Below are 13,044 nucleotides of genomic sequence, written 5' to 3' on the forward strand. Positions count from 1 at the left end.
CTCAGACGGCGCGACAGAGCATGGCGGCGACGCGGCACAGGTCGACTGCCCGCCGCTTCGTGAGATCCGCCTGTCGCTTCATAAGGCCCGATCGTAGGGACGGACAGCGGTGCGTGTCACCGGCATGTCGGATTATGAGACGGGATTGTCCGGGATGCGGGACGGGAGCTCCTCGCGCGCATCGCCGAGCGGCCCGACGCCCCGGATGCGTGGACCTCTCATCTGCGCTGCGGACGGCACCGTCTCACCCATCGGACTCCACAACCGCCGCTCGGCGGCCACGCGGTCGCCACTCGGCCGTCACACGGTCGCCGTCGGGCGCACGCCTCCGCGAGCGGCCGGCCGCCGCCGTCCTACCCGGCGAGCTCGACGTTCGAACCCTTCACCGTGATCTCGACGCCGTCCTTCGCGGCCTCGACCTTGTCCAGCTCGATGCCACCGGGCAACTCGTCGATGGTCTGCTGGAAGTCGGTGATGGCCCGGATGCGGGACTCGGCGAGCTGCCTGCCGCCGATCTCCGGCAGCCCGTCCGCGACGACCTCGACGTCGTTGTCCTTGACCGTGACCGAGCTGAGCACGTCGACCGGCTGGGGCAGTTCGACACCGAACGCCGTGGCCTGGAGGGAAACCTTGATCTTGCCGTTGCCGCCGTCGGAGAGGCCGATGACCTTCGCGGTGACGCCCGGCGCGACCTCCGTGGGCTCGGACTTGGCGGCCTTCATCAGCTCGTCGTAGGCGATGGTCGCGGTACCGGTGGCGGTGGCCGCGGTGGCGGAGCCGAAGTCGCTCGAGAAGCCGACGCCCTTCATGTTCGCGCGCAGGTGGTCGATGCGGATCTTCTCGGCGCCGTCGCCGGTGGACGCCTCGTAGCCGTCGATGCCGACCTCGACGTCGTCCAGCTCGCCGCCGACGACCTGGGTGAGGAAGGGGAAGCCGTTGATGGAGACGTCGGGCGTCGAGGCCAGGTTCTCGCTGCTGCGCAGCTGGTCCGCCGCCTCGCCCTCGGCGAAGTTGACCGCCACACGGTCCGCGATCACGAAGAGACCGCCCAGGATCACGACGACGATCAACAGTATTCGCAGTGCACGCATGCGGTGTTCTCCCACCCCGGGTGGTCAACGACGGCGGTACCCCGACGACCGGCGGCCGTCCAGCGCGAGGGTAACGCGGCGGACAGGGGGCGCCGGCATTTTGTCGATCACCTGTGACAGGCGGGGCGGGCGGGACAGGCCGGCAGGGGGCGGGCGCCGGGAGCGGTGGGATCGGCACCCGCCCCCGGCGGCCTGGTCAGCCGAGCGCCCGGCCCAGCAGGTAGACGGCCGGCGCCGCGGCCGCCAGTGGCAGGGCCACGCCCGCAGTGAAGTGGACGAAGCGGGAGGGGTAGTCGTAGGCCGCGACCCGGTGGCCGATCAGCGCGCACACCGCGGCGCCCGCGCCGAGCAGCGCCCCCGACGTCCCGAAGCCCGTCATCGCGCCGGCCGCGATCCCCGCCCCGGCCGCCGCGAGCAGCGCCACGACCAGTGACGCCGCGGTCGGCAGCGGCAGGGCCCGCGCCACGACGGCGACGGCCACCGCGATCGCGCCGACCGTCACGGCGTCCGCGTCGGCGGCCAGGTACCCGCCCGCGACGACGGCCAGGGCCGCCGCGGCGACGGTCGCCATCAGGCCGTACATCCGCTCGTCGGGGTCGGCGTGCGAGCGCAGTTGCAGCACCAGGGAGAGCAGCACCCACACCCCGAGCGTGCCGAGGATCGCCGCCGGTGAGCGGTCCGACACCAGCATCGCCGCGTCGGCGGCGAGCGCGGCGGCGAAGCCCAGTGCGATGCCCTGGCGGGCGGGCCACATGCCGTTCAGCCGGAACCAGCCCGCCGCGGTGACCGCCTGGAGGACGACGAGCGGGACGAGCAGGGCGTACGTGCCGAGCGCCGCGGCACCGGCCAGCAACAGACCGAGCAGCGCGGTGAGTCCGGCCGGCTGCATGCCGGGGTCGATGATCGGCGAGCGCCCCTCGGCACGGGCACGCTGGGCGTCCGTTATCCGCGTGTTCCCGGCGAGGGTCGCGGGGCCGTAGTGGGGCTCGTCGGTGGGGGTCGGGTCGGGGGCGGTCGGATGCTGGTGGGGCTGTGGCTGCTGTGCGTACACCTGGGGCTGCGGGGCGTACCCCTCCGGCTGCGGCTGCGGCTGCGGCTGCGGCTGCGGCTGCTGGGCGTACCCCTCCGGCTGCAGCTGCTGTGCGTACCCCTGGGGCTGCGGGGCGTACCCCTCCGGCTGCGGCTGCGGCTGCGGCTGCGGCTGCGGCTGCTGGGCGTACCCCTGTGGCTGATAGGGCTGCTGACGATGCTGAGGCTGCTGCTGGGGCGCGTAGCCGCCGTGCGACCCGTACTGCGCACTCGCCGGCTCCTGGTACGCCTGCGGGGCCTGCGGCTGCTGGGGCGGCAGGTACGCCGTCTCCTCCGCCGAGACCGGCGGCTGCACCTGGGTCTCCCAGGTCTGCCCCTGCCACTGCTGCGTGTACTGCGCGGCGTTCGGGTCGTCGTAACCGTGGTGGCCCTGGTACGCCTGCTGCCCGGACGGCCACGCCTGGGCGTCGTATCCCTCGTACGGCTGGTTCTGTCCGTACGGACGGTCCGGCTGGTCGGTCATGCTCACCCTCCCGCGAACGGCGGGAGCACCTCGACCGTGCCGCCGTCGGCCAGTCGTACCGTCTCGTGCTCGCGCGTGCCCACGGGGTCGCCGTCGACGAGGAACGAGCAGCGCAGCAGCACGCGCGTGAGTTCGCCGGGGTGCCGCTCGCGCACCGCGCCGAGCGCCTCTGCGAGCGTGGCCGCGTCGTACGCCTCCTCGGCCACCCCCGCCGCGGCCTTCGCGGCGGCCCAGTAGCGCACCGTGACCTTTGCCATCTGGATCCTTCGTCGCCGGTGCCGGTCGGCGTCGGTGTCGACCGGCGGTGAACTACGTCAGGCTAGCCCGCCCGCGCCACCGCCCAGTCGCCGATCCGGTGCAGCAGCCCCTCGCCGGACGCGTGCTCGGCGTGGCCCATGCCGGGCTCCAGCCAGAGCTCCCCGTGGCCACCGGCCGCCTCGGCCAGCATCCGGGGGTGGTCGAGGGGAAAGTAGCCGTCCCGGTCGCCGTGCACGACGAGCAGCGGCCTCGGCGCGATCCGGGGCACCGCCTCCACCGGCGACAGCGGCACCGGGTCCCAGTCCCGGTGATGGATACGGGTGCGCATGCCGTAGCGGCCCACCAGGCGCCCGGCGGGGCGCATCACCAGCCAGTGCAGCCGGCGCATGGGTGCCGTACCCCGGTAGTACCAGCGGGCCGGCGCGCTCACCGACACCACGGCGTCCGTGCCGGCCTCGCCGTCGTCGGCGTACAGCGCGGCGTGCCGCAGTACCACCGAGCCGCCCATGGAGAAGCCGACGGTCACCACGCGCGCGTGTCCGAATCCGCGCGCCCAGGTGACCGCGGCCGCCAGGTCCAGCACCTCGCGGTCACCGACGGTGGACCGTCCACCGGACGCGCCGTGCCCCCTGAAGGAGAACGTGACCACGGCGCCGTGGTGCGCGAACGCCTCGGCGATGCGTCGTACGTGCGGCCGGTCGGCGTCGCCCGTGAACCCGTGGGCGACGACGAACACCAGGTCAGGTGCGTCGCGGTGGGTCACGCCGGGCTCGTGCACGGCGTCGATCGGCACGCCGTCGGCCGTGCGGAGGAAGGTGCGGGCCGGCGTGCGGCGCGGGCTCCTCCGAGGCGTCTTTCCGGGCGTCTCGGAATGCGGACGAAAGGTGGAACGCGCCACATGACCTGACCGACGGTTGCTCATGTCGGCTATTCTGCTGGGCAGAGGACTCGGGCAACGTAGCCCCCGGGTCCTTTTGTGCTTTCGGGAGCGATGCCGGGCGGGCGCCGGGCGTTCACCTCCCGGACGCGGCGGGCCCCACGGGCACGGGTCCCGCCACCTGTAAGAAGCAGTGCCGCAAACGTCCTCGCAGGGACCCAGGAGGAACCAGACGTTATGGGCGAGCGAACCGGGCACGACCGCAGGACGACCCAGGCAGGTGGGACGCGATGAGTTCTCTGCTGCTCCTGACCAACGCCCTCCAGCCGTCGACGGAGGTGCTCCCCGCCCTCGGCCTGCTGCTGCACAACGTCCGCGTCGCCCCCGCCGAGGGCCCCGCCCTCGTCGACACCCCCGGCGCCGACGTGATCCTCGTCGACGGGCGCCGCGACCTCCCCCAGGTCCGCAGCCTGTGCCAGCTGCTGCGCTCCACGGGCCTCAGCTGCCCGCTGGTCCTGGTCGTCACCGAGGGCGGCCTCGCCGCCGTCACCGCCGACTGGGGCATCGACGACGTACTGCTGGACACCGCGGGCCCGGCGGAGGTCGAGGCCCGGCTGCGCCTCGCCATGGGCCGTCAGCAGATCGTCGGCGACGACTCCCCGATGGAGATCCGCAACGGCGACCTCTCGGTGGACGAGGCGACGTACTCCGCGAAGCTCAAGGGGCGGGTCCTGGACCTGACCTTCAAGGAGTTCGAGCTGCTGAAGTACCTCGCCCAGCACCCGGGCCGGGTCTTCACCCGCGCCCAGCTGCTCCAGGAGGTCTGGGGCTACGACTACTTCGGCGGCACCCGCACCGTCGACGTGCACGTACGGCGGCTGCGCGCCAAGCTCGGCCCGGAGCACGAGTCGCTGATCGGGACCGTCCGCAACGTCGGCTACCGCTTAGTCACGCCGGAGAAGCCCGAGAAGGGCGAGCGCGCGGAGGACGCCAAGGCGAAGGCCGGGGCCCGGACGGAGGCGCGGGCGGACACCGCGGCCCAGGCGCCGTCGACCAAGGTGTGATACGCCCTGCCCGGGGCGGATCCATCCGCGTAGACTCCGCGCGTGGCCAAGGTGACTCGGGATGATGTGGCACGGCTGGCGGGAACTTCCACCGCCGTCGTCAGCTATGTCATCAACAACGGACCCCGGCCGGTCGCCCCGGCCACGCGCGAGCGTGTCCTCGCCGCCATCAAGGAACTGGGCTACCGGCCGGACCGGGTCGCCCAGGCGATGGCGTCGCGGCGGACGGACCTCATAGGACTGATCGTCCCGGACGCGCGCCAGCCCTTCTTCGCGGAGATGGCGCACGCCGTCGAGTGGGCCGCCTCCGAGCGCGGCAAGATGGTCCTCGTCGGCAACTCCGACTACGTCGGCGAGCGCGAGGTCCACTACCTGCGCGCCTTCCTCGGGATGCGCGTCTCCGGTCTGATCCTGGTCAGCCACGCCCTGAACGACCTGGCCGCCGCCGAGATCGAGGCCTGGGACGCCCGGGTCGTCCTGCTGCACGAGCGCCCCGAGGCCATCGACGACGTCGCCGTCGTCACCGACGACCTCGGCGGCGCCCAGCTCGCCGTGCGCCACCTGCTGGAGCACGGGTACGAGTACGTCGCCTGCATGGGCGGCACCGCCGAGACCCCGTCCGTCGGCGACCCGGTCTCCGACCACGTCGAGGGCTGGAGGCGGGCGATGAAGGAGGCCGGGCTCTCCACCGAGGGCCGGCTCTTCGAAGCCCCGTACAACCGCTACGACGCGTACCGCGTGGCCCTGGAACTGCTCTCCGGCCCGCGGCGTCCGCCCGCGATCTTCTGCTCCACCGACGACCAGGCGATCGGCCTGCTGCGCGCGGCCCGCGAGCTGCGCATCGACGTGCCGGGCGAGCTGGCGGTGGCCGGATTCGACGACATCAAGGAGGCGGACCTGGCCGACCCGCCGCTGACGACGGTCGCCTCCGACCGCTCGGCGATGGCGCGGGCGGCCGTGGACCTGGTCCTGGACGACGGTCTGCGCGTGGCGGGCTCCCGGCGCGAGCGGCTGAAGGTCTTCCCGTCGCGGCTGGTGGTCCGGCAGTCCTGCGGCTGCGAGTAGCCGCCCACGCCCCGGCGTCCTGGACTCGCGCCGGGTTCTTTACATAGGGCATACGAGGTTCTGCCGGGCTTCTCAGGCAGCCCTCAGGCCGCTCTCATACGGGGGCGGGAAGCTCATGAACATGACCGAGAGCCTCCGCCGCAGCGGCGAGTACGAGCACGCCCAGGAGAACCCGTACCAGGGAACCCAGCACGCCTCCTCTCCCGTCGACCCGGAGTGGCCGCCCCCGCCGGCCCAGCCGCCCGCCGCCGCCTTCCCGGACGGGCAGCCCGAGCAACCCCACAAGAAGCGCGGGACCCGGCGCGGCCCCGTCGCCCTCCTCACCGCCGTGGCGATCGTCGCGGCGGCCGTCGGCGGGGGCACCGCGTTCGGCATCCAGGAGCTGACCGGCAGCGACACCGTCGCCGCGAGCACCGGCAGCACCGACGTGGTGCCGTCCAGCCAGAAGGGCACGGTCTCCGGGGTCGCCCAGGCGGTCAGTCCGAGCATCGTCGAGATCAGCGCCACCTCGGCCGCGGGCTCCTCCACCGGTTCCGGTGTGATCATCACCAGCGACGGCGAGATCATCACCAACAACCACGTGGTGTCCGGCGCCTCGTCCGTCAAGGTGACGACCAACGACGGCGAGCAGTACACGGCCGAGGTCGTCGGCACGGACAGCAGCAAGGACCTCGCGCTGATCAAGCTGGAGAACGCCTCCGGCCTGAAGGCAGCGCCCCTCGGCGACTCCGACGCCGTGCAGGTCGGCCAGCAGGTCGTGGCGATCGGCTCCCCCGAGGGCCTGACCGGCACGGTCACCAGCGGCATCGTCTCCGCTCTGGACCGCGACGTGACCGTCTCGACCGACGAGGGACAGCAGCAACAGCAGCAGCGCCGGGGCGGCGGCTGGCCGTTCGAGTTCGGCGGCCAGGAGTTCAACGGCGACACCGGCTCGTCCACGACGACGTACAAGGCGATCCAGACCGACGCGTCCCTGAACCCGGGCAACTCCGGCGGCGCGCTGATCGACATGAACGGCAACATCATCGGCATCAACTCCGCGATGTACTCGTCGGCCGAGTCCTCCGCCGGTGCGGGCAGCGTCGGCCTGGGCTTCGCCATCCCGATCAACACCGTCAAGGCCGACCTGGCGAAGCTGCGCGCGGGTGCCGCCGGCTGAGCGGGCGTCCACGCGGCTGCCCGAGGCCGCTGTGGACATGCGAGGCTGAAGAGGTTGTCAGCCGCACCCGAGACCGCATCCGAGGAATCCGAGCCCATGAGCCCCGCAGACGGCGACCGCGACCGTGAAGTCCAGCGCATCCTGATCGTCGACGACGAGCCGGCGGTCCGCGAGGCGCTCCAGCGCAGCCTCGCCTTCGAGGGTTACGACACCGAGGTCGCCGTCGACGGCGCCGACGCACTGGAGAAGGCGACGGCCTACCGCCCCGACCTGGTCGTCCTCGACATCCAGATGCCCCGCATGGACGGCCTGACCGCCGCCCGCCGCATCCGCGGTGCGGGTGACACGACGCCCATCCTCATGCTCACGGCCCGCGACACGGTCGGCGACCGGGTGACCGGCCTGGACGCCGGCGCCGACGACTACCTGGTCAAGCCCTTCGAACTCGACGAACTCTTCGCCCGCATCCGCGCGCTGCTGCGCCGCAGCTCCTACGCGGCGGCCCTCGAGGCCACCGCCGAGGACGACGACACCCTCACCTTCGCCGACCTGACCATGGACCTGTCGACGCGGGAGGTCGTCCGCGCCGGACGCCCGGTCGAACTGACCCGCACGGAGTTCACACTCCTGGAGATGTTCATGGCCCACCCGCGCCAGGTCCTCACCCGCGAGCAGATCCTCAAGGCCGTCTGGGGCTTCGACTTCGAGCCCTCCTCCAACTCCCTCGACGTGTACGTCATGTACCTGCGCCGCAAGACAGAGGCGGCCGGCGAGCCGCGCCTCGTCCACACCGTGCGAGGCGTCGGCTACGTCCTGCGGCAGGGCGGCGCGGAGTGAGGAGCCTGGCCCGCCGTGTCCGCGCGCTGCCCATCCGGGCCAGGCTGTCGCTGCTGGTGGCGGCGGCGGTGGCCCTCGCGGTGGCGGCGGCGGCGGTGGCCTGCTGGTTCGTGGTGAAGAGTGTGCTGGTCAGCTCACTCGACGAGGCCCTGAAGGCCAACCGCATGAGCAAGCAGCAGGTGAGCCAGTACGTGAATCTGCGCACCGGCGAGTGCGCCCACGACCCCGTCACCCACGAACAGAACCCCTTCGGTTCGTCCGTACAGCTCGTGGACGGCACGGGCGGGAGCTGCCTGATCATCGGCATGGAGAAGGTCCCGCTCACCGACACCGACCGTGCCGTGGCCGAGGGCAGCACCAAGGACGCCCTGCACGACGCCACGGGCCCGGACGGCACGCAGTACCGCGTATACACCTACAGCGGGCTCCCCGAGCTGGGCGTCGCCGTCTCCGCCGCCCGACCGCTGGACGAGGTGAACAGCTCCCTCAGCAACCTCGCGCTGGTGCTGGTCTTCGTCGCGGGCGCGGGAGTCCTCGGCGCGGGCGCCGCCGGTCTCTGGGTGGCCCGGACCGCCCTGCGCCCCGTCGACGAACTGACGCGGGCCGTGGAGCACGTGGCCCGCACCGAGGACCTCACGGTCCGCATCCCCGTCGAGGACGACAGCGACGACGAGATCGCCCGCCTGTCCCGCTCCTTCAATTCCATGACCTCGTCCCTGGCCAGCTCCCGGGACCTGCAGCAGCAGCTCATCGCCGACGCCGGCCACGAACTGCGCACCCCCCTCACCTCCCTGCGCACCAACGTCGAACTCCTCACCCGCAGCGAGGAGACCGGCCGCCCGATCCCCGAGGCCGACCGCAAGGCCCTGCTCGCCTCGGTGAAGGCCCAGATGACCGAACTGGCGGCGTTGATCGGTGACCTACAGGAACTCTCCCGCCCCGACACCGGCCAGCACACCGGCAGGACCCGCATCCTCGCCTGGCACGACGTAGTCGAGTCCGCCCTGCGCCGCGCCCGCCTGCGCGGCCCGGAACTGACCATCACGGCCGACGTGCGGCCCTGGTACGTGCGCGCGGAACCGGCCTCGCTGGAACGCGCGGTGGTCAACATCCTGGACAACGCGGTGAAGTTCAGCCCCGAGTCCGGCACCGTGGACGTCCGCCTCGCCGACGGCGTCCTCACCGTCCGCGACCACGGCCCCGGCATCCCCGCCGACGAACTCCCCCACGTCTTCGACCGCTTCTGGCGCTCCCCGTCCGCCCGCGCCCTGCCCGGCTCGGGCCTGGGCCTGTCCATCGTGGCCCGCACGGTGCAGCAGGCCGGTGGCACCGTGAGCCTGACCCCGGGCGAGGGAGGCGGCACGACGGCGACCGTACGGCTGCCGGGGGCGCCGGTACCGCCGCCGGAGACCGGCGCGGCCGACGGGGGGCAGTGGTAGCCGAGCTTGCCGGGGGAGTCGACGCCGACGGTGACGAGACCAGGCGGGTAGGCGTCCTCCCTGTCGGTGAGGAGGATGGACATGCCCGTGAACGGGGGGCGCGGCAGCGCGCAGTACAGGGCGTGACAGGTGTCCGCGCCTCCGTACCCCGCACCCTGGGTCCCGACGGTGACCGAGCCGGCCGTGTCCAGCTCGTCGTCTGTCAGCCGGGGGCGCGGATGGAGGCGGGTGGCGGCGTCTCCGCCACGAGGACAGTCACGGGTTTTTTGTTGAGCGTGAGCTCACATGAGCGGGTTGAGGACAGTTCGCGGCACTGTGTTCACGTTTCGGAGCGCCGAAGAGGGGCCCGGTGCCCGCACGGCGTGCGCACACCGGGCTCCTCTCGGAGACGGGTGGCGCCTACTGCACGATCCTGATCCGGTCGGCCGCCGGCGGGGCGATCGGGGCCGTCGGTGACGAGTTGGCCGTCAGGTACTGCTCCAGGGCCGTCAGGTCGTCCGCGCCGACGAGTTCGTTCGTGCCCTCGTTGAGGGTGGGGAAGCCGTCGCCGCCGCCCGCGAGGAAGCTGTTGGAGGCGACGCGGTAGGTGGCCGACGGGTCGATGGGCGAGCCGTTCAGACGGATGGAGTCCGTCAGCACCCGGTCCGCGCCCGACTTGCTCAGGTCCAGGGTGTAGGTGAGGCCGGAGGAGATCTGGAGGATCTTCGGGGATGCCTCGTTCGGGCCGCTCACCTGTTCCTTGAGGATCTGGATGAGCTGGGCGCCCGTGTAGTCCTTCAGGTTCACCGTGTTGGCGAAGGGCTGGACCGTGAAGCCTTCGGCGTACGTGACGACGCCGTCGCCCTCGCTGCCCGAGGCAGCGTAGGTCAGGGGCGCGCGGATGCCGCCCGGGTTCATCAGGGCCAGGTCCGTCTCAGGGTCCTGGGACCTGCCGTATGCCAACTGCGCGTCGGCGATCAGGTCGCCCAGCGGGGACTCGGTGCCGTTGCGGTCGATGTCGCCGGAGACGTAGCCGATGGCGCGGTTGCCGATCGGGGCGGCCAGCGTGCTCCACTTGTCGATCAGGCGGGTCATGTCCGGCGCCTTCGGGACGTCCCGCGTGACGACGTGGTTCGCCGACTCCACGGCCGTACGGGCGATGTCACCCGTCGCACGGTCGTAGGTCAGCGTCGTGTCCGTGTAGAGGCGGCCGAAGGACGAGGCCGAGGTGACCATGCGGGGCTTGCCCGCCGGGTCGGGGATCGTGCAGACGTACGCCGCGTGGGTGTGGCCGGTGACCAGCGCGTCCACCTGGGGCGTGACGTTCTTGGCGATGTCGGCGATCGGGCCGGAGATGCCGTCGCCCGTGCCCGGGGAGTCGCAGTCGTAGTTGTACGAGGAAGACGCCGGGAAGCCGCCCTCGTGGACCAGGGCGACGATGGACTTCACGCCCTGGCGCTGGAGCACCTTGGCGTACTTGTCGATCGTCTCGACCTCGTCCTTGAAGGTCAGGCCCTTGACGCCCTCCGCCGAGACGATGTCCGGGGTGCCCTCCAGGGTCACGCCGATGAAGCCGACCTTGACGCCCTTGTGCTTCCACACCCAGTAGGGCGCGAGGATGGGCTTCTTCGTCTTCTCGTCGAGGACGTTCGCCGCCAGGTACGGGAAGTCGGCGCCCTCGAACGCCTCGTCCGTGTAGCAGCCCTCGGTGGGGTGGCAGCCGCCGTTCTGGAGGCGGGCCAGTTCCTCGGCCCCCTCGTCGAACTCGTGGTTGCCGACGCTCGTCACGTCGAGGTCCAGCTTGTTCAGCGCCTCGATGGTCGGCTCGTCGTGGAAGAGGCCGGACAGGAGCGGGGACGCGCCGACCATGTCGCCGCCGGCCGCGGTGATGGAGTAGCGGTGGCCCTCGCGCGCCTCGCGCAGGTGGGTGGCCAGGTACTCGATGCCGCCCGCGTCGATCGTCTTCGTCGTGCCGTCCGGCTGGTGTTCCGTGACCCGGCCGGAGGAGCCGGCGGGCGGTTCCAGGTTGCCGTGCAGGTCGTTGAAGGAGAGGAGCTGGACGTCCTGGTAACGACCGTGACCGTGGCCGCCGTGACCCCGGTTGCCCTCGCCCGCGTTCGCCGACGCCGGCAGTGCCGCCGCGGCGAGCGCCCCGGCGGTGAGGGCGGTGGCGGCAGCGGCGAGGAGACGGGTCGTACGGCGTCTGCGGCGCGGTCGGTGCGACTGTGGTGTGGCTGGCATGCGCCCCCCTGTGGGTGTGCGTGACGCGAGCCGCTGAGGAGACGGCTCGCCGGCGCGACAGCCTAGAGTCAACGCGCGTAGCGCGACAGGGGGTTCCGGGTTACATCCTGGTGTACCTCCTCACCGGCCCCTCCCCCCGGCTACCGCCGCTTTGCCGCGCCTGCCCTTTACCCTCGTACCCATGACCAGCGACGACACCGTGCGGCCCGGCCGCTCCCGCTCGATCGAGACCCTCTCCGAACTCACCCCGGAGCAGACCGACGCCGTCCTCGCCCTGCTCGCCGAGGCCGCCCGCAACGACGGCCAGCAGGCCGTCTCCGAGCAGGGCCGGCTGCAACTGCGCGGCCCGGCGCGGGAGGGCGTCTCGCACCTGCTGCTCACCGTCGACGGCGGTGAACCCGTCGGCTACGCCCAATTGGAGGGCACCGACCCGATCGAGCCCCCGGCCGCCGAGCTGGTCGTCCACCCCTCGCACCGGGGGCAGGGCCACGGGCGCGCGCTGGGCTCGGCGCTGCTCGCCGCGTCCGGCAAGCGACTGCGGATCTGGGCGCACGGCGGCCACTCCGCCGCCCGGCATCTCGCGCAGGTGCTGGGGCTTACCCTCTTCCGCGAACTGCGCCAGATGCGGCTCCCGTTGGCCGACCTGGACCTGGCGGATCCGCGCCTGCCCGAGGGCGTGACCGTGCGGGCCTTCGTGCCCGGCCGGGACGACGCGGCCTGGCTCGCGGTGAACGCCGCCGCCTTCGCCCACCACCCCGAGCAGGGCTCGCTCACCCAGCGGGACCTCGACGACCGCATGGCCGAGGCGTGGTTCGACCCGGCGGGGTTCTTCCTCGCCGAGCGGGACGGCGAGCTGATCGGCTTCCACTGGACCAAGGAGCACGCCGAGGAGCGGCTCGGTGAGGTGTACGTCCTCGGCATCCGGCCGGACGCCCAGGGCGGTGGCCTGGGCAAGGCCCTGACCACCATCGGTCTGCGGCACCTGGCGGAGCGGGGGCTGCCCACGGCGATGCTGTACGTGGACGCCGACAACACGGCTGCGGTGTCCGTCTACGAGCGCCTCGGGTTCGTCACCCACGAGACCGACCTGATGTACCGCACGGAGACGTGAGGCACGGGCAGCGGGCGACGACGTGAGGTTCGCGCCTCGGGCGACCACGCGAGGCCGCGCCTCAGGCACGCCCCCTGCGCCGCCCCACCGGCTCCGGTCCGCACACCGTCCACGCCACGGCTTACGTCTCCCCATCGCACGGAGCGGGTCCTCCGGTTCACGATCACGGCCGGCGGTTTCCGGACCGCGGACGCGCCACAGCCGCACCGACCGCCGCACCCACCGCCGGAAGCCCCCCGCTATCCCACACGTCATGTCCTCGTAACCATTGATTCAGACTGTCTTGCAACCCTCACCGAATGCAGCCGACCGCGCCAGAGCCACCAGGAGCAGAGCGTCACGCGCATTCCGACGCGCCTGTCCTGCGCGCT

At 72.3% G+C, this 13,044-nt stretch carries 11 protein-coding genes; 6 read left to right on the forward strand and 5 right to left on the reverse strand.

The features are described 5' to 3' along the window. Positions 1 to 353: 353 nt before the first annotated feature. From IE142_RS30405 to IE142_RS30420, 4 genes are all read right to left on the reverse strand, one after another. Entirely contained in the window at positions 354 to 1,091 is a 738-nt protein-coding gene (locus IE142_RS30405; protein ID WP_191888716.1) for an LmeA family phospholipid-binding protein, read from the reverse strand. Positions 1,092 to 1,287: 196 nt separating this feature from the next. Next, positions 1,288 to 2,643, reverse strand: a complete 1,356-nt coding sequence (locus tag IE142_RS30410) for a hypothetical protein (protein WP_191888717.1) — start codon at positions 2,641 to 2,643, stop codon at positions 1,288 to 1,290. Between the two features lie 2 nt (positions 2,644 to 2,645). Beyond that, on the reverse strand, positions 2,646 to 2,900 hold the full coding sequence (locus IE142_RS30415; RefSeq protein WP_100048741.1) for a MoaD/ThiS family protein: 255 nt from the start codon (positions 2,898 to 2,900) through the stop codon (positions 2,646 to 2,648). A 62-nt stretch (positions 2,901 to 2,962) separates the two neighbouring features. After that, positions 2,963 to 3,823, reverse strand: a complete 861-nt coding sequence (locus IE142_RS30420) for an alpha/beta hydrolase (RefSeq protein ID WP_191888718.1) — start codon at positions 3,821 to 3,823, stop codon at positions 2,963 to 2,965. Between the two features lie 245 nt (positions 3,824 to 4,068). Here IE142_RS30420 and IE142_RS30425 point away from each other — a divergent pair, with 245 nt between their 5' ends. The 5 genes from IE142_RS30425 to IE142_RS30445 all read left to right on the forward strand — a co-directional run bounded on the left by IE142_RS30425 (position 4,069) and on the right by IE142_RS30445 (position 9,342). Further along, positions 4,069 to 4,842 (forward strand): winged helix-turn-helix transcriptional regulator, encoded by a 774-nt coding sequence (locus IE142_RS30425; RefSeq protein WP_191888719.1) that lies wholly within the window; start codon positions 4,069 to 4,071, stop codon positions 4,840 to 4,842. A gap of 42 nt (positions 4,843 to 4,884) precedes the next feature. Continuing rightward, positions 4,885 to 5,907, forward strand: coding sequence for a LacI family DNA-binding transcriptional regulator (locus IE142_RS30430; RefSeq protein ID WP_191888720.1), 1,023 nt, complete (start codon positions 4,885 to 4,887; stop codon positions 5,905 to 5,907). Positions 5,908 to 6,022: 115 nt separating this feature from the next. Then, a complete protein-coding gene (locus IE142_RS30435; protein WP_191888721.1) occupies positions 6,023 to 7,066 on the forward strand; it encodes a S1C family serine protease in 1,044 nt (347 codons plus the stop codon). Positions 7,067 to 7,162: 96 nt separating this feature from the next. Beyond that, positions 7,163 to 7,903 (forward strand): response regulator transcription factor, encoded by a 741-nt coding sequence (locus tag IE142_RS30440; RefSeq protein ID WP_191888722.1) that lies wholly within the window; start codon positions 7,163 to 7,165, stop codon positions 7,901 to 7,903. Further along, positions 7,900 to 9,342, forward strand: a complete 1,443-nt coding sequence (locus IE142_RS30445; protein WP_191888723.1) for a sensor histidine kinase — start codon at positions 7,900 to 7,902, stop codon at positions 9,340 to 9,342. Before IE142_RS30440 ends, IE142_RS30445 begins: the two co-directional genes overlap by 4 nt. A gap of 399 nt (positions 9,343 to 9,741) precedes the next feature. Here IE142_RS30445 and IE142_RS30450 read toward each other — a convergent pair whose 3' ends face one another. After that, positions 9,742 to 11,562 (reverse strand): bifunctional metallophosphatase/5'-nucleotidase, encoded by a 1,821-nt coding sequence (locus IE142_RS30450; protein ID WP_191888724.1) that lies wholly within the window; start codon positions 11,560 to 11,562, stop codon positions 9,742 to 9,744. A gap of 181 nt (positions 11,563 to 11,743) precedes the next feature. On the opposite strand from IE142_RS30450, the gene mshD reads away from it, so the two are divergent. Further along, positions 11,744 to 12,673: a mycothiol synthase gene (gene mshD / locus IE142_RS30455; RefSeq protein WP_191888725.1), complete on the forward strand. Its 930-nt coding sequence runs from the start codon at positions 11,744 to 11,746 to the stop codon at positions 12,671 to 12,673. The last annotated feature ends 371 nt before the right edge of the window (positions 12,674 to 13,044 follow it).

It is taken from the genome of Streptomyces mutabilis (genome assembly GCF_014649815.1).
GTDB classification, from domain to species: domain Bacteria; phylum Actinomycetota; class Actinomycetes; order Streptomycetales; family Streptomycetaceae; genus Streptomyces; species Streptomyces mutabilis.